11 protein-coding genes are annotated in these 18133 nt (G+C 61.1%); 6 read left to right on the top strand and 5 right to left on the bottom strand.

Going from position 1 to position 18133, the window contains the following annotated elements:
* Window positions 1–31 precede the first annotated feature (31 nt).
* The 3 genes from AC1RBR_RS27055 to AC1RBR_RS27045 all read right to left on the bottom strand — a co-directional run bounded on the left by AC1RBR_RS27055 (window position 32) and on the right by AC1RBR_RS27045 (window position 7695).
* On the bottom strand, window positions 32–1396 hold the full coding sequence (locus AC1RBR_RS27055; protein ID WP_492567349.1) for a DUF3999 domain-containing protein: 1365 nt from the start codon (window positions 1394–1396) through the stop codon (window positions 32–34).
* Window positions 1393–4989: a DUF2339 domain-containing protein gene (locus AC1RBR_RS27050; RefSeq protein ID WP_492567348.1), complete on the bottom strand. Its 3597-nt coding sequence runs from the start codon at window positions 4987–4989 to the stop codon at window positions 1393–1395. Before AC1RBR_RS27050 ends, AC1RBR_RS27055 begins: the two co-directional genes overlap by 4 nt.
* A 255-nt stretch (window positions 4990–5244) precedes the next feature.
* Window positions 5245–7695 carry a glycogen/starch/alpha-glucan phosphorylase gene (locus AC1RBR_RS27045; protein ID WP_492567347.1) on the bottom strand — a complete coding sequence of 817 codons (2451 nt, stop codon included), beginning with the start codon at window positions 7693–7695 and terminating at the stop codon, window positions 5245–5247.
* A gap of 259 nt (window positions 7696–7954) precedes the next feature.
* Between AC1RBR_RS27045 and AC1RBR_RS27040 the strand changes: the two genes are divergently transcribed.
* Window positions 7955–8392, top strand: a complete 438-nt coding sequence (locus AC1RBR_RS27040; RefSeq protein WP_007961740.1) for a YkgJ family cysteine cluster protein — start codon at window positions 7955–7957, stop codon at window positions 8390–8392.
* Between the two features lie 229 nt (window positions 8393–8621).
* Here AC1RBR_RS27040 and typA read toward each other — a convergent pair whose 3' ends face one another.
* A complete protein-coding gene (gene typA, locus AC1RBR_RS27035) occupies window positions 8622–10442 on the bottom strand; it encodes a translational GTPase TypA (protein WP_007961739.1) in 1821 nt (606 codons plus the stop codon).
* 139 nt (window positions 10443–10581) lie between these two features.
* A complete protein-coding gene (thiI, locus tag AC1RBR_RS27030; protein ID WP_492567346.1) occupies window positions 10582–12036 on the bottom strand; it encodes a tRNA uracil 4-sulfurtransferase ThiI in 1455 nt (484 codons plus the stop codon).
* A 328-nt stretch (window positions 12037–12364) separates the two neighbouring features.
* Between thiI and glnA the strand changes: the two genes are divergently transcribed.
* From glnA to ntrC, 5 genes are all read left to right on the top strand, one after another.
* Window positions 12365–13771: a glutamate--ammonia ligase gene (gene glnA, locus AC1RBR_RS27025; RefSeq protein ID WP_007961736.1), complete on the top strand. Its 1407-nt coding sequence runs from the start codon at window positions 12365–12367 to the stop codon at window positions 13769–13771.
* Between the two features lie 288 nt (window positions 13772–14059).
* A complete protein-coding gene (locus tag AC1RBR_RS27020) occupies window positions 14060–14572 on the top strand; it encodes a DUF4124 domain-containing protein (RefSeq protein ID WP_492567345.1) in 513 nt (170 codons plus the stop codon).
* The gene (locus tag AC1RBR_RS27015; RefSeq protein ID WP_492567344.1) at window positions 14569–15186 is read left to right on the top strand and encodes a DUF4124 domain-containing protein; all 618 of its coding nucleotides are present in this window, start codon (window positions 14569–14571) and stop codon (window positions 15184–15186) included. Before AC1RBR_RS27020 ends, AC1RBR_RS27015 begins: the two co-directional genes overlap by 4 nt.
* A 231-nt stretch (window positions 15187–15417) precedes the next feature.
* Window positions 15418–16503 (top strand): nitrogen regulation protein NR(II), encoded by a 1086-nt coding sequence (gene glnL, locus AC1RBR_RS27010; protein ID WP_007909240.1) that lies wholly within the window; start codon window positions 15418–15420, stop codon window positions 16501–16503.
* Window positions 16500–17936 (top strand): nitrogen regulation protein NR(I), encoded by a 1437-nt coding sequence (gene ntrC / locus AC1RBR_RS27005; protein WP_007961729.1) that lies wholly within the window; start codon window positions 16500–16502, stop codon window positions 17934–17936. The genes glnL and ntrC overlap by 4 nt, the downstream gene beginning before the upstream one ends.
* Window positions 17937–18133 lie beyond the last annotated feature (197 nt).

Raw genomic sequence — 18133 nt, 5'->3', positions numbered from 1 at the left:
GCTCGCGAATGGCGCGCAGCGCCAGCCATTCTCAGGAATTGGTGGGTGGCTTGCGCAACAGACTCGCCGCCATCATCCCCAGGAACACCACACTCACCAGCAACACCGCCCACAGGCCAATCTTCTTCCAGTTGGTCTCGGCTACCGCCGTCGTGGTTGCTGGTGCAGCCTGCGTGGCAACCACCTCACCCTGCACAGTCGCCTTGCCCAGCGTCGCGAGTTTTTCCGGCTTGAAATCCGGAATCAGCGTACTCAGCGGCAGGTGCGCGGTTTTCACCGTCGGATTGCCCAGTGCCAGGCTGTAAGGCCCGTCACCACGTGCGAGGAAAATCACCTGCGTCGCCCGCACCGCGTATTTCAGGCTCGGTGCCTGCTCGCCCAGACCACCGCCACGCTCGTCCACGCTCAGTTTCAATTGCTGCACAGTCTGCCCGTACAACTGCAATTCGTTTTGCACCACGTCCTGACCGTTCTGGGTCAGGCGATACAGCAAACCGTTGCTCAGTGTCTGCCACGGCAGGCTGCTTTCGCGGCGGCCCGCGAGCGTGACCGGAGCCAGACTGTTCGGTTGTTTCAGCTCGACCTGCACCCGCTCGACATTCAGCCCCATCGGCAACTGCCAGGTGTACTCGCCGGACTTGGTGCTACTGCCCGCCAGCGCTTGCGACCAGACCAACGGCAGCGGCACGTTGCGTGGATCGCTGCTTTTCAGTTGCGCCGACGTGAGGATGGGCGCCGAGGTTGGCGCATCCCACAGCAGACGCAGATAGCGAGCGGATTGCCCCGGCAGCGTCACTTCGTGCTGTTCGATGCGTTCGTCGGAAAAGGTCAGCCGCGCGACCTGCCCCTCGCCCCACGCCTGCCAATGCTGCAAGTCATCACTGGCCTCGATGCTGAAACGCTGGAAGCCGTCACGCTCGCTGGTCCAGTCAAGAATCAGTTGCTGCAGCGGCGCCTTGATCGCACTGGCATCGAGCAGCCAACCACGCAGCACTTCTTCACCAGCCTCCAGCTGAGTCGACGGCTGCACTTCCACCAGTGTGCCGGTGGTGGTCGATTGCACGCGCACGTTCGGCGCCCGCTCGCTGGCATCGGCAGCGTTGTACAACGGAAACCACTTCACCTCATGCAACTGCCCGTCATCGCGGGTCTGCGCCGATTCCCGGGCCAGGGCGTAGGCCTGCGGCTCGCCAGCAGCGTTGAACACGCGCAGATCACTAAGATCGGTCTGGCGAGCCTGCAATTGCGCGCTCAGCGGAAGATCGAGGCGATACCACGGGCCGTTGCCGCTCACCGTCAGCGGCACCTGCGTGGCGAAGTCCGCCGGTTTTTCCTGGGCGCCGGCAGCCATCACCACGCCCAGCGCCAACCACCCCAGATTCAGCATGCGACTCAAGATGAAACTCCTTCGGTATCCGGCACGGGTTTGTCCGCCGCCGGTTCGGCTTCGACACGTTTAGGCGGCAGCGGCGCAAAGTAGCCCACCACCAACAGCAACACGCCGACCCCGATAAACGAGACGATCCGGGCGAGGCCTCCACGGTTGCTCAATTCGACAAAAATCAGTTTGGCCACCACCAGCGCAATCAGCGCCGCGCCGATCAGCCAGACTTCGCGCCGGTGACGCAAATGCCCGCCGATCATCAGACCCAATGCCATCAAGGTCCAGACGATGGACAACCCGGCCTGCACCAGCATCGATTCGAGCAGCAGATCCAGCTCGAACGGAATGCCCGCCCAATGGTGCGCAGCGCGGGTCAACAGTGCGGTGCAGAAAGCGAACAGCGAAACCCCGGCGACCAGTTGCGTGGCGTACTCGGCGTAATCCTTGCGCAGGGCAAACTGCGTCACCGCATGACGCGACCACACGTACACCCCGAACAGAGCGAACAGCAGGCCCAGCTCCAGCGGGTTGAGCAGTGGCACGTACGGCAGCGGTTCGGCGTTACCGTCGCTGAAGCCGTTGGCCAGCCAGAACCACGCCAGCATCAGCACTGCCAAGGGCGCCGCAGCGTACAAACGATATTCGCGCGGGAATGCCGCCACCGGCCATGGCCAGTTGCGCGGAGCCGCCGCCAGCAACAGATACAGGCTCGGCAGGATCGCCCAGCCCAGCCAGCGCCACGCGTTGTATTGCTCGGACAACAGCAGCAAGCCGTAGCGCAACTCCAGCGCCAGCACGCCAATCAGCAGCCAGCAACCCAGCACGTGCGCCGTGCTCAAGGCGCGTGCCGGCAGCATCGGCTCCAGGCGCCGCAAGCTGAAGAAGTGCACGACCAACACCAGCCCCCACGCCAGCCAGCCGAAGTTCGCCGCCGGGTGATAACGAGCATGCCACGCCGCCAGCAGCACCAGCCCCGCCGCCGGGATCAGCAAGGTGCAGAGCAGGCCCAGCGCCGGCCATTTCAAGCGCAGCGCCAACAACGTCCACAACGCCACGCTCAGCGCAGCGACCAGCAGCAATAGCGGCGCCTGCAGACTCAACGGCGCAAAACGCAGCACCTCACTGACCCACGCCAACGCCCACCAACCGGCGCCCCACACCAGCAGCACTACAGACAGGCGTTGCAAACTCAGCGCATCGAACGCCGAGGCGTGATTGCCCAGTTGCAGGCGCCAGGCACCGACCAGCGCGGCCAGCCCCAGCACCAGCGGCGTCCAGAAGCCGCCATGGGCCAACGGCCGCAGTCCTTCGCTGGACAGCAGCCCGAGCAACTCGGGGCCGGCCAACAAGAACGCCGCGCCACCGATCAACTGCAACAACAGGCCGAAAACAAAACTCACCCGCTGCTTGAGGTACAGGCTCAGCCAGATGATCAGCAGACCGCTGGCCGCCCAGACCGCACTCGCGGTTTGCCACGGCAGCACGAACAGCACCGCCAGATTGATCAGCACCAACCCCGCCAGCAACACCACCGACAAGCCACGCAGCAGCCGCACATCGCCGCGCACCATCTCGTCGCGCGCCGCCAGCAGCATCCCGCCGATCAACGCCAGACCGATCACGGATGCGCTGAGCAAACCGCTCCACCCGGCGCTGAACACCGCCGCTGAATCCTCGCCCGCGCCTTGCAGACGCAACAGGAACAGCGCACCACCGAGCAACTGCACAGCGAACGCGGTGAACAGGAACGTGCGCGATTGCAGGCGCAGGCCGACAAACAGGGTCAGCAGTCCGGCCAAGGCCCAACTGATCGCTGTCGCCTGAACCAGGAAAAACAGCGGCGCCAGCAGGTACAGGAACGTCAGTCCCAGCGCCGCCAGCACCGGCAAGCCCTGGCGCTCCCACGGCGAAGCCTGTTCCGCCGAGGCTTTGCGCAATTGATAGAAACTGAACAGCAGCGCGATGCCGAGCATCAACGCCCCCAGCGGTGCGCCGTCGAGCAGGCTACTTTCGCCGACGCGCAACTGACTGAGGAACGCCAACGCCGAACCCAGTTGCAGCAGCAGGGCAAACGCTCGGGCGAACGGCCGCTGCTGACGCAGGCCGAGCCAGAAAATCCCCGCGCCCTCCACTGCCCAGGCCGCTGAAGTCCAGCGCGCATCGAGGCCCAGCGGGATCGCCAGGCTGGCGAAAATCACCCCCAGCGCCAGACAGGTCTCACCAAGCAGCAATGCGCGACCGCCCATCAACACCCGGGCCAGGCCCATGTAGATCACGCCCAGTGCGAGTGCGCTGAACGCGGCGGCGAACTCCAGGTGCTGCACTAGCGCAAACTGCAAGCCGAAGCCCACGATCGGCGGCCCGAACAGCATCGTGCCGTCGACGTAGTCGCCCTTGCGCGCCGACCAGTGCAGCAGCGCCTCACGATCGGCGTCCGCCGGCGCATCGGGCATGTCGAGCAACTTGCGCCGGGCGAACAACAGGCCGATGGCCAGGTACATCAGGAAGAACAGAATCAGGAACGGTTCGGTACTCCACAGCAGCTCGGGCGCATACGAACGCAGGCCCCAAGCGAAACCGATGCCGAAGGTACCGACAAAACCGATCAGGTTGAGCAGGCGCCAGGCCTTGAACCAGGCGATGGCGAGGATGCCGGCATTGAGCAACGCGAAATAGCTGAATAGCGCGACATGGTTGCCGGCACCGGTCGAGGTCAGGATCGGCGCGGCGAAACCGCCGAGCGCAGCGGCGGCAGCCAGTCCAAGAGCATCCTGAGAGATGGCGAGAATCGCCGAGAACACCGTGACCGCCACCAGCAAACCCAGCGCGGCGGACGGATCGAGCAACGGATGCAGACGCATCGCCGCAAACACCGTCAGGTACAGCACCGCGATCCCGGTGCCCTGCAAGATCAGCGCATAACTGCTGTTGCGCGTACGCAGCCACCAGCCCAGTGCCAGCAGGGCCAACGCCGCCGCCGCGACGCCGGCATAACGCAATTCGATTGGCACCACCATGCCCTCGGTGGCGTAGCGCAGCAGGAACGCCAGACCGAAAAACAGCAGCACTACGCCGACCCGCAACACGGTGTTGCCGCCGAACAGCCAGTTACGCGCCGCACGGATACCACGCTCGATCAGGTTCGGGCCACGGGGTTCGGCAGGTTGTGCCGGGGCTGCTGGCTCGTCGGTGACTGCATCCAGCCGCCAGACATCGGCCGGCAGCGGCTGACTGGTTTCGCTGGCGACGGTAGAGATCGGTTCGAGTTCGGGCGGCAGTTCCCAGACCAGATCCGGCGTGGGGGAGGATGATTGTTCGGCGACGATGACGGGTTCGACGGTGGCGTCCGGGGTCGGTGCCACGCTGGGTGGTGTGGTGCGCACGTCGGCACCTTCCAGCAGAAACAGACGCTGCTCGACGGCTTGCAAGGCGACCTTGGCCTGTTCCAGTTGAAGCTGTTGTTCGGTGGCCTGCGAGCCAAGACGGGCGATGCGCAGCGTTTGCCCGATCGCCAGCCCGAGCAGTGCACCAAGCAGCGCGGCACTGAACGACTCATCGAGCAGCCAGCCGAGCACCAGCCCGATCAACATGAACATCCATTGCATGGTCGATATCCCTAAGCAGCCCCAAGGCGGGGCAATCCCGACAGTTGCTTCAGTCTAGGCACAAACCCTTGTAGGAGTGAGCCTGCTCGCGATAGCGATTTGTCAGTCAACGAAGCTGTTGAATGTGACGGTGCTATCGCGAGCAGGCTCACTCCTACATTGGATCAGTGGTGACTGAACAGCCCGGTAACCGGCGCTCAGTATATCGATCCGGCCCAACAAACGTTGGGCCTTACGCACATTTGTTGCAGAAAATCACTCCAGTGCCTTCCAGATATCCGTGGCGTACTCGCGAATCGTCCGGTCGGACGAGAACCAGCCCATCCGCGCCGTGTTGAGCACTGCCGAACGCCACCAGTTGTTGGCGTCGTGCCAGTGCGCATCGACGCGTTTTTGCGCTTCCCAGTAGGAATCGAAGTCGGCGCAGACCAGGAAGCGGTCGTAGTCCACCAGCGAGTCGATCAGTCCGGTGTAACGCGACGTGTCATCCGGCGAGAACACACCACTGCGGATCGCTTGCAGCACATCGTTCAGACGATGAGACGCAGCGATGTCCGGCACGGCGCTGAACTCGTGGTTCTGTTTGCGCGCCTCGACCTGCTGTGCGCTGAGGCCGAAGATGAACATGTGCTCCGCACCGATGCGCTCGCACATCTCCACGTTGGCACCGTCTAGCGTGCCGATGGTCAGCGCACCGTTGAGGCCGAACTTCATGTTGCTGGTGCCCGAAGCCTCGAAACCGGCGGTGGAAATCTGCTCGGACAAGTCCGCCGCCGGAATGATGCTTTCCGCCAGGCTGACGTTGTAGTTGGGCAGGAACACCACTTTGAGCAGGCCGCGCACTGTCGGGTCGTTGTTCACCACCCGGGCGATGTCGTTGGTCAGCTTGATGATCAATTTGGCCTGGTGATAACTGGCCGCCGCTTTACCGGCGAAGATTTTCACCCGGGGCACCCAGTCGACTTCCGGCTCGGCACGGATTGCCTGATACAGCGCCACGGTGTGCATCAGGTTGAGCAACTGGCGCTTGTATTCGTGGATACGTTTGACCTGCACGTCGAACATCGCCGCCGGGTTGACCGCGATCCCCAGCCGCTCGTGAATCAGATAGGCCAAGGCCTTTTTGCTGTGCAGGCGCTGTTCGGCAAAGGCTTTGCGGAAGGCGGGTTTCTCGGCGAACGGTTCCAGATCGAGCAAGCGCTCTTCCGGGTTATCCAGCACCTCCGGGCCGAGGGAGTCGACCAGCATCGAGGTCAGTTCGGAGTTGGCCTGGAACAGCCAGCGGCGGAAGGTGATGCCGTTGGTTTTGTTGTTGATCCGCTCCGGGTAGAGCTTGTGCAATTCGGCGAACACGGTCTTGCGCATCAACTGCGTGTGCAGCCCGGACACGCCGTTGACGCTGTGCGAACCGAGGAACGCCAAGTTACCCATGCGCACCCGGCGACCGTTGTCCTCTTCGATCAACGACACCGCGCGCAGCACGTCGAAATCATGAATGCCTTTGGCGCGCAGCGAGTCGATGTGCTGCGCATTGATCAGATAAATGATCTGCATGTGCCGCGGCAGCATGCGTTCCATCAGGCCGACCGGCCAGGTTTCCAGCGCTTCGGGCAGCAGCGTGTGATTGGTGTACGACAGCGTGTCGACGGTGACTTGCCACGCGGCATCCCAGGCCACGTCGTAGACGTCGACCAGTTGCCGCATCAGTTCGGCGACGGCAATCGAAGGGTGGGTGTCGTTGAGCTGGATCGCCGCGTGATCGCCCAGGGTCAGCACCGAGGTGTGCATGTTGCGATGGCGACGCAGCAAGTCCTGCAAGGACGCGGCAACGAAGAAGTATTCCTGACGCAGGCGCAGTTCCTGGCCCGCCTCGGTGCTGTCGGCCGGATAGAGAACCCGGGAGATACTTTCAGCCCGGGCCACTTCGGCGACGGCACCCAGGTGGTCACCGGCGTTGAAACGCTCCAGGTGCAGATCTTCCATGGCGCGCGCGCGCCACAGGCGCAAGGTGTTGACGCTCGCCCCGCGCCAGCCGACCACCGGCGTGTCGTAGGCAATCGCCCGTACGGTTTCTGCTGGCGACCAGACCTGTTTGGTTTTGCCGCTGGGATCGGTGACGGTTTCGACACTGCCGCCGAAACCGATGGTGTACACCACCTCCGGACGTTCAAATTCCCACGGGTTGCCGAAGTCCAGCCAGTGCTCGGTCTGCTCCTGCTGCCAGCCATCGACGATGGCCTGCCGGAACAGCCCGTGCTCGTAGCGAATGCCATAGCCGTGCCCGGCGATGCCGAGGGTCGACATGCTTTCCATGAAGCACGCCGCCAGGCGTCCGAGGCCGCCGTTGCCGAGAGCCGCATCGGGTTCGAGCAGACGGATGCGTTCGAGATCGACACCGAGTTCGGTCAGCGCTTCACGGGCGACGTCGAGCAGGCCGAGGTTGCTCAGGCTGTCATAGAGCAAACGGCCGATGAGAAATTCCAGCGAGAGGTAATACACCCGCTTCTGGCCTTTGCGGTAGATCTGCCGGGTGTGGTCCATCCAGTGTTCGACCATGTGGTCGCGCGCAGCCAGGGCAATGGCTTCGAACCAGTCATGGTCGAAGGCGTGATCCGGGTCTTTGCCCACCGCGTAGGTGAGTTTGGTCAGGACGGCATCGCGGAATGCGGCCACCTCTGCTTCGCGAACTAGTGGTTCTTGAGTCATCGATAGGACCTCGAGCGAGCGGGGAATTGTCTGAGCCTAGACGGTCTGACCGACGGTAGAGGCGCAGGTTCGGCAGTTTTTCCGAAGACGTTGAGATAGCCCGGCATTACCTTGGCGAGTGGGCTAATGAATGCAGGGGCCGTGCCGGACTGAATGGCATTTGCGTGGCGTTTGCAAAAATCTGGCGAAAGGTTGTTCAAAAATCCACCAGTCCCGGTATGATCGCGCGCCCTGATGCACACACGCCTGGTAACCCCCGATGATGAAGCCCAACCTGATTGCCGCCGCCGAGATCGACCGTCTCGATACGTGGGCCAAATATTCGGCCCCGATGTGCGGCTCTTGTGTCTCCAGCTGCTGCACCCTGCCGGTCGAGGTCAAGATCAAGGACCTGGTACGCATCGGCGTGGTCGATGAGTTCGAGCTGGGCGACCCGCCGAAGAACATCGCCAAGCGCCTGCAAAAGGAAGGGCTGGTCGAGCGCTTCAATCAGAAGTCGGGGATCTTCACCCTGCAGCGCATGAGCAACAACGATTGCTACTACCTGGATCGTAAGAGCCGCCTGTGCACCATTTATGACAAGCGTCCGGACACCTGCCGCAACCACCCGAAGATCGGCCCGCGCCCAGGGTATTGCGCGTACAAGCCGAAAGAAGTCGAGCGGGTGCAGAATTCGCGGTCGATCGAGAAGTTTTGATCTTTCCTGAAATTTGCGGCGGCTGATCCGCCGCCTTCGCGAGCAGGCTCGCTCCCACAGTAGATCCTTGGTGAACACAACTCTTGAGTACGCCATGGATTCCCTGTGGGAGCGGGCTTGCTCGCGAAGAGGCCAGCACCAACACCGCACAACCCTCAGTTGAACCCCAGACAAACAAAAACGCCCCCGGTCTCGCGACCGGGGGCGTTTTTTTCAAGCTCGGGCTAAATTACGCCTTGGCTTTCTTGGCAGCGCGGGTACGCTCGCTTTCGTCCAGGATCTTCTTGCGAAGACGGATGGACTTAGGAGTGACTTCGCACAGCTCGTCTTCCTGGATGTATTCCAGAGCCTGTTCCAGAGTGAAGCGAACAGGCGGTACCAGAGCGATGGTTTCGTCTTTACCCGAAGCACGCATGTTGTCGAGCTTCTTGCCTTTGGTAGGGTTCACACCCAGGTCGTTGTCGCGGCTGTTCTGACCAACGATCTGACCGTTGTAGATCTCCTGGCCGTGTTCTACGAACAGCTTGCCACGAGCCTGCAGGGTTTCCAGCGAGTAGGTCAGTGCCTTGCCGGTTTCAACCGAAACCAGAACGCCGTTCTGACGGCCGGACATGTGGCCCGACTTCACTGGAGCGTAACGGTCGAAGATCGAGGTCAGGATGCCAGCACCGTTGGTCAGGGTCAGGAACTGGTTACGGAAACCGATCAGACCGCGAGCAGGGATGTTGTATTCCAGACGAACACGGCCCTTGCCATCCGGCACCATGTTGCTCAGGTCGCCCTTACGCAGACCCATCTCTTCCATGACCTTGCCCTGCGATTCTTCAGGGATGTCGATGGTGACGTTTTCGAACGGTTCCTGCTTCACGCCGTCAACTTCACGGATGATCACTTCAGGACGGCCCAGGGCCAGCTCGAAGCCTTCGCGACGCATGGTTTCGATCAGTACCGAGAGGTGCAGCTCACCACGGCCGGAAACCTTGAACTTGTCAGCCGAGTCGCCTTCTTCAACGCGCAGTGCAACGTTGTACAGCAGCTCTTTGTCCAGACGATCCTTGATGTTACGGGAGGTCACGAACTTGCCTTCTTTACCGCAGAATGGCGAGTCGTTTACCTGGAAGGTCATGGAAACGGTTGGCTCGTCAACGGTCAGCGGCTTCATGGCCTCGACAGTGTTGATGTCGCACAGGGTGTCGGAGATGAACAGCTCGTCGAAGCCGCTGATGCAGACGATGTCGCCAGCTGCTGCTTCTTCAACGTCAATGCGGTGCAGACCGTGGTGACCCATCAGCTTCAGGATACGACCGTTGCGGCGCTTGCCGTCGGCGCTGATAGCGACAACCGGGGTGTTCGGCTTGACGCGACCACGAGCGATACGGCCAACACCGATAACACCCAGGAAGCTGTTGTAGTCCAGAGCGGAGATCTGCATCTGGAACGGACCGTCACGGTCAACGGCCGGAGGCGGAACGTGGTCGACAACTGCCTGGTACAGCGCAGTCATGTCTTCGCCCATGGCGGTGTGATCCAGACCGGCGATGCCGTTCAGGGCCGAAGCGTAAACAACCTGGAAGTCCAGTTGTTCTTCGGTAGCACCGAGGTTGTCGAACAGGTCGAAGATCTGGTCCAGAACCCAGTCCGGACGCGCGCCTGGACGGTCAACCTTGTTGATAACCACGATTGGACGCAGGCCGGCTTCGAACGCCTTCTTGGTCACGAAACGGGTTTGCGGCATAGGGCCGTCTTGAGCGTCAACCAGCAGCAGAACGGAGTCAACCATCGACATTACGCGTTCTACTTCACCGCCGAAGTCGGCGTGGCCCGGGGTGTCCACGATGTTGATGTGGTAGCCGTTCCAGTTGATGGCGGTGTTTTTCGCCAGAATGGTAATACCGCGCTCTTTTTCCTGGTCGTTGGAGTCCATCACGCGCTCGTCGTTGAGCTCGTTGCGCTCCAGGGTGCCGGATTGACGCAGGAGTTTGTCTACCAGGGTGGTCTTACCATGGTCAACGTGGGCAATGATGGCGATGTTACGTAGATTTTCGATCACTTGTGTATCTCGATCAGAGGATTCGGTTTGCTGACAAGTCTTGGCAGCGATTAACAGTAGTGTCCGGCATGGCCGTTACAGCTTGACGGCGGTGTCGGGGGGCCGGTGACGCAGGCCACAGGCAAACAGCCCCGGGCACTTAGCTCGGTCGATAAACGCGCACATTGGCATGCCCCTCACTGAGCAAATGGTGAGCATGCAGGCGACTCATCACGCCTTTGTCGCAATACAGCAGGTACTGGCGAGTCGGATCCAGCTCCTTGAAACGAGCGTTCACTGCGTAGAACGGCATCGTCTGTACTTCTATGCCGGCAAGTTCCAGCGGGTCATCCTCGGCCGCATCCGGGTGACGGATGTCGATGACGATCTGACCGGCCAGCGCTTCGCCGACTTCTTCGATCTGCAAATCCTGGCCCAATTCGTCGATCACTCGGTCGATCGGCACCAGCTTGGCGTTTTCGAGCGCACGCTCGAGAACCGCCATGTCGAATTCTTTCTCTTCGTGCTCAACACGGTGGCGCTTGGCGGCAGTCTTCGGATTGACCGAGATGACCCCGCAGTACTCCGGCATGTGCCGGGCGAAATCGGCGGTGCCGATCTCGTTGGCCGTGTCGATGATGTCCTGCTTGTGCGCAACGATCAGTGGACGCAGGACCAGTTTGTCGGTCACGCAGTCGATCACCGACAGGTTCGGCAGCGTCTGGCTCGATACCTGGGAGATCGCTTCGCCGGTGACCAGCGCATCGATGTGCAGCCGGTCGGCGATGGCCGACGATGCGCGCAACATCATACGCTTCAATACGACGCCCATATGACTGTTATCGACTTTGCCGAGAATTTCGCCCAACACTTCTTCGAACGGAACACTGACAAATAGCACGCGTTGCGAGCTGCCGTACTTCTTCCAGATGAAATGCGCGACTTCCATCACGCCCAATTCGTGGGCACGCCCGCCCAGATTGAAGAAGCAGAAATGCGCCATCAGGCCGCGACGCATGATCTGGTACGCGGCAACCGTCGAGTCAAAGCCGCCGGACATCAATACCAGCGTCTGTTCCAGGGCGCCGAGCGGGTAACCGCCGATGCCGGTGTGCTGGCTGTGGATGACAAACAACCGTTGGTCGCGAACTTCGATGCGAACTTCGATTTCCGGGTCTTTGAGGTCGATTCCGGCCGCACCGCACTCACGACGCAGCTTGCTGCCGACGTATTTTTCAACGTCCATAGAGCTGAACGGATGCTTGCCGGCACGCTTGCAGCGCACCGAGAAAATCTTCCCGGCCAGCACATCGCCGTAGTGCTGTTTGCACTTCTCGGTGATGTCGTCGAAGTCGCCCAGCGGGTACTCGTCGATCTGCAGAAAGTGCGCGACACCCGGGGTGCAGGTCAGGCGCTCCCCCATCTCTTTCAAGGCTTTGGGGTCGGTAACGCGGGTTTCCAGCTCGAGATTGTCCCACACACCGTTCACCACCACGGCCGGGTCCAGATCGCGGAGCACGGCGCGGATGTTCTTGGCCAGCTGGCGGATGAAACGCATCCGGACAGGGCGGCTCTTGATGGTGATCTCGGGGAAGACTTTTACGATTAGTTTCATGAAAACAGCGCGCGCAGGGCCAGCCGAAAAAGGGGGGCGCGGATTATAGCGGAAATTGCTCAAGGTTTAACCAGTTAATATGCAGAAGGTTTCACATGCACCAAAACGGGTCATTTCTGATTTGAAGCGCTACATTAAGGGGCGAGATTTTCGCCTTTATGGCGCTTTGCAGTGCTGCAAGCGTGAATTTGGGGCAAAAAACCCATGCTGGGGCACTGGCATGCAATTTGCTCCCTTGTGAGGCAGGTTGCCTTGGCAGAGTATCTGCGCCGGCATCACCCCTATTAAGGGCATCCACTACCAAGCCCTAAGCCACCCGGAGGACACTATGTCGAAGTCGGTTCAACTCATCAAAGATCATGACGTCAAGTGGATTGATCTGCGCTTCACGGACACCAAAGGCACTCAGCACCACGTGACCATGCCGGCTCGCGATGCGCTGGAAGACGACTTCTTCGAAGTCGGCAAGATGTTCGACGGTTCCTCCATCGCTGGCTGGAAAGGCATCGAAGCCTCCGACATGATCCTGCTGCCGGACGACGATACTGCCGTTCTCGACCCGTTCACCGAAGACGCGACCCTGATCCTGGTTTGCGACATCATCGAACCTTCGACCATGCAAGGTTACGATCGCGACCCGCGCGCCATCGCTCACCGTGCCGAGGAATACCTGAAGACTACCGGTATCGGTGACACCGTCTTCGCCGGTCCAGAACCAGAATTCTTCATCTTCGACGAAGTGAAGTTCAAGTCGGACATCTCCGGCTCGATGTTCAAGATCTACTCCGAACAAGGTTCGTGGATGTCCGACCAGGACATCGAAGGCGGCAACAAAGGTCACCGTCCAGGCGTCAAAGGTGGCTACTTCCCGGTTCCGCCGTTCGACCACGACCACGAAATCCGTACTGCCATGTGCAACGCACTGGAAGAAATGGGTCAGACCGTTGAAGTTCACCACCACGAAGTGGCGACTGCCGGTCAGAACGAAATCGGTGTCAAGTTCAACACCCTGGTGAAGAAAGCTGACGAAGTTCAGACTCTGAAATACGTTGTCCACAACGTTGCCGACGCTTACGGCCGCACCGCGACCTTCATGCCGAAGCCACTGTACGGCGACAACGGCTCGGGCATGCACGTGCACATGTCCATCGCCAAAGACGGCAAGAACACCTTCGCTGGTGAAGGTTATGCCGGCCTGTCCGAAACCGCCCTGTACTTCATCGGCGGTATCATCAAGCACGGTAAGGCCCTGAACGGCTTCACCAACCCGGCCACCAACTCCTACAAGCGTCTGGTGCCAGGTTTCGAAGCTCCGGTAATGCTGGCCTACTCGGCGCGCAACCGTTCCGCCTCGATCCGTATTCCTTACGTCAACAGCCCACGCGGCCGTCGTATCGAAGCACGCTTCCCGGATCCGGCTGCCAACCCGTACCTGGCTTTCGCAGCTCTGCTGATGGCCGGCCTGGACGGTATCCAGAACAAGATCCACCCAGGCGATGCCGCTGACAAAAACCTGTACGACCTGCCGCCTGAAGAGGCGAAAGAGATTCCACAAGTTTGCGGCAGCCTGAAAGAAGCCCTGGAAGAGCTGGACAAGGGCCGTGCGTTCCTGACCAAGGGCGGCGTGTTCTCCGACGATTTCATCGACGCTTACATCGCGCTGAAATCCGAAGAAGAAATCAAGGTGCGCACCTTCGTACACCCACTGGAATATGAGCTGTACTACAGCTGCTGATCCGGTAGCGCCGCGCTACGCGGCGTGACAAAAAGAGGCCTCCTTCGGGAGGCCTTTTTTATTGCCCCCGATTTATGAAGCTACGCCCCCCCCCCTGTGGGAGCGGGCTTGCTCGCGAAGGCGGCGTATCAGTCGCCATCTCTGTCAATGACCCACCGCATTCGCGAGCAAGCCCGCTCCCACAGAGAATTTTTGGCATCTGAATGATCTCCGGATATGTCCCGGGTTGGGCCAACCGCCGCACCTGACCTATGCTGCACTCCATCGTTTTCTTTCCCGGTCGATTTCATGGGTCGCACCTTTCTCTACATCCTGCTGCTGATCGCCCTGCCCGCCGCCGCGCAGATTTACAAGTACACCGACGCCAACGGCAACACGGTTTACAGCGATCACTCGCCGGACGGTGTTCAGGCGCAGCCGGTCGAGTTGCCGCCACTCAACCGCGTCGAGCCACAGGCACCGAGCGCGCCAGCGCCCTCCAGCACTGACAATCGCCCCGCGGCACGCAGTGCTTATGAAGTGCTGGAACTGACCGGCCTGCCCGACGAGGAAGCGCTGCGTGCCAACAATGGCACTTTCACTGTCAACGTGCTGATCAAGCCGCGCCTGCAGGCGCCGCACCAATTAAGGCTGGTCCTGGACGACGCGCCTTATGGCCAGCCGAGCAACGTACCGATCCTGCAACTGGTGAATGTCGATCGCGGCGAACATCGTCTAGCGGTACAGGTGATCGACGGCGAAACGATCATCCAGCAGAGCCCGGCGGTGGTGTTCACCGTGCAGCGGGTGCACAAACCATGAGAGTTGCCTGGCTGATCCTATGTGCGCTGGCACTGCCCGTTTCAGCGGAGGTATTCACCTACGTCGATGCGCAGGGCAATCGCGTCTACACCGACCAGCCGCGCGGCAACGCCAAGCGTGTACCTGTTGCGACCAGCAATCGAATGTCGGCCAACCCCACATCTGCTGCACCGAACAGCGCTGCAAAAAAGGTCGCGGAACAACCGCTGTTCCACTACGACATGCTGCGCATCCTGATCCCCGAGCCGGACGCGACCCTTCGCAGCAGCGCGGGCGAGGTGATCGTCAGCGTCACCAGCGAGCCCGGCCTGCAGCAGGGCCATCGCTATCGCCTGCTGCTGGACGGCCAGGCCACTGGCGAGCCCGGCCTGAGTCCGGTATTCCCGCTGAGCAACATCGACCGCGGCAGTCACAACCTGTCGGTGGAAATCCTTGATGAGCAGGGTCGCACTGTCGAGCGCACCGCCAACCAGCCATTCCACATGCTGCGCATCTCGCTGGCGCAGAAACGCCAGATCAAACCCTGCGTCAGCGAGGACTACGGCGTGCGCCCGGAATGTCCGCTGAAAGACAAACCCGCCGAAGAAAAAAATCCCTTCCTGCGCTTCTTCTAACGCCATTCAGCTTTACGCACTATATTGGTGCAATAGACTGCACCGTACCCAGATTCCAACCCATTTTGGTTCGAAACTTCCCGTTCGAGCTGGCACCCTGCCACTCAAACGAGCGTCAAACGCCTGTTTCACGGGTTGAACGCTTCTTTTCGGAGCCTTGGTTTGGTTTTTGCATTTTCCGTTTAACGACGCCTGCTTCTTGCGCACGCTCCGCCCCCAAAAGAGGCTCCGATGACTATTAGCGACGCAATCCACCGTTTGCTGCTCGACAACCTGACCACCGCTACCATTCTGCTCGATGCCGAACTGCGCCTTGAGTACATGAACCCGGCGGCCGAGATGCTGCTGGCCATCAGCGGTCAGCGCAGCCATGGGCAGTTCATCAGCGAGTTGTTCACCGAGTCCACGGAGGCGCTCAACTCGCTGCGCCAGGCGGTCGAACAGGCACACCCGTTCACCAAGCGCGAAGCGATGCTCACCGCTCTCACCGGCCAGACCCTGACCGTGGACTACGCGGTGACGCCGATCCTCAGCAACGGCGCGACCATGCTCCTGCTGGAAGTGCACCCGCGTGACCGTCTGCTGCGGATCACCAAGGAAGAGGCGCAACTGTCCAAGCAGGAAACCAGCAAAATGCTGGTGCGTGGTCTCGCTCACGAGATCAAGAATCCGCTCGGCGGGATCCGGGGCGCCGCGCAATTGCTGGCCCGCGAACTGCCGGAAGACAGCCTGCGCGATTACACCAACGTGATCATTGAAGAGGCCGACCGCCTGCGCAATCTGGTCGACCGCATGCTCGGCTCGAACAAGCTGCCGTCGCTGGCCATGTGTAACGTCCATGAAGTGCTCGAACGCGTCTGCCAACTGGTCGAAGCGGAAAGCCAGGGTTGCATCACCTTGGTGCGCGACTACGACCCGAGCATTCCCGACGTATTGATCGACCGCGAACAAATGATTCAGGCCGTACTGAACATCGTGCGCAACGCGATGCAGGCGATCAGCAGCCAGAACGAGCTGCGTCTGGGCCGCATCAGCCTGCGCACCCGGACCATGCGCCAGTTCACCATTGGCCACGTCCGCCATCGCCTGGTGACCAAAATCGAGATCATCGACAACGGCCCGGGGATCCCTGCAGAACTTCAGGAAACCATCTTCTTTCCCATGGTCAGCGGCCGCCCGGACGGTACCGGGTTGGGCCTAGCCATCACTCAGAACATCATCAGCCAGCACCAGGGCCTGATCGAGTGTGACAGCCACCCCGGCCACACCACGTTCTCGATCTTTCTGCCACTGGAACAAGGAGCCACATCGACATGAGCCGTAGTGAAACCGTGTGGATCGTCGATGACGACCGTTCTATCCGTTGGGTTCTGGAAAAAGCCTTGCAGCAGGAAGGCATGACCACGCAGAGCTTCGACAGCGCCGATGGCGTGATGAGTCGTCTGGCCCGTCAGCAGCCTGATGTGATCATTTCCGACATCCGCATGCCGGGCGCCAGTGGCCTCGATCTGCTGGCGCGCATCCGCGAGCAACACCCACGGTTGCCGGTCATCATAATGACCGCTCACTCCGACCTGGACAGCGCCGTCGCGTCCTATCAGGGCGGCGCGTTCGAGTACCTGCCCAAGCCGTTCGACGTCGACGAGGCGGTATCGCTGGTCAAACGCGCCAATCAGCATGCGCAGGAACAGCAAGGCCTGGAAGTGGTGCCGGCGCTGACCCGCACCCCGGAAATCATCGGCGAAGCGCCGGCGATGCAGGAAGTGTTTCGCGCCATCGGCCGCTTGAGCCACTCCAACATTACCGTGCTGATCAACGGCGAATCCGGTACCGGTAAAGAACTGGTGGCCCACGCCCTGCACCGCCACAGCCCGCGCGCGGCCTCGCCGTTCATCGCGCTGAACATGGCGGCGATTCCCAAGGACCTGATGGAATCCGAGCTGTTCGGCCACGAGAAAGGCGCATTCACCGGCGCGGCCAACCTGCGTCGCGGCCGCTTTGAACAGGCGGACGGCGGCACGCTGTTCCTCGACGAAATCGGCGACATGCCGGCGGATACGCAGACCCGTTTGCTGCGGGTGCTGGCCGACGGCGAGTTCTATCGCGTCGGCGGGCATGTGCCGGTCAAGGTCGATGTGCGGATCATTGCCGCGACTCACCAGAATCTGGAAACCCTGGTGCACGCCGGGAAATTCCGTGAGGACTTGTTCCACCGCCTCAACGTGATCCGCATCCACATTCCGCGCCTGTCGGACCGTCGCGAAGACATCCCGACCCTGGCCAAGCACTTCCTCAGCCGCGCCGCACAAGAACTGGCGGTGGAGCCGAAGCTGCTGAAAAGCGAGACCGAGGAATACCTGAAGAACTTGCCATGGCCGGGTAACGTGCGGCAGTTGGAGAACACCTGCCGCTGGATCACCGTGATGGCCTCCGGGCGCGAAGTGCACATCAGTGACCTGCCACCGGAACTGCTGAGCCTGCCGCAGGATTCGGCGCCAGTGACCAACTGGGAGCAGGCGCTGCGCCAGTGGGCCGATCAGGCGTTGGCCCGTGGCCAGTCGAGCCTGCTCGACAGCGCGGTGCCGGCGTTCGAGCGGATCATGATCGAGACTGCACTGAAGCACACGGCCGGTCGTCGTCGCGATGCGGCGGTATTGCTCGGCTGGGGGCGTAATACCCTGACGCGCAAGATCAAGGAACTGGGGATGAAAGTGGATGGCGGGGATGACGATGAGGGGGATGAGGGCTGATCAACCAAGCCCCCTGTGGGAGTGGGCTTGCTCACGAAAGCGCTGTTCATGAAACATATCAGTGACTGACGCGACGCCTTCGCGAGCAAGCCCGCTCCCACAGTGGCCCCGCCGTGCACCAACCTAATGCACTTTGACCCGTGATCGGGCATCGCAGCCTGTGCAAAAACCATCCAGGCAAGACTGAAAAAACCAGT

It is taken from the genome of Pseudomonas sp. GW823-FHT01D03 (genome assembly GCF_058798255.1).
Note: the sequence above shows the minus strand (reverse complement) of the source record. Positions and strands in the feature narration are given on the sequence as shown.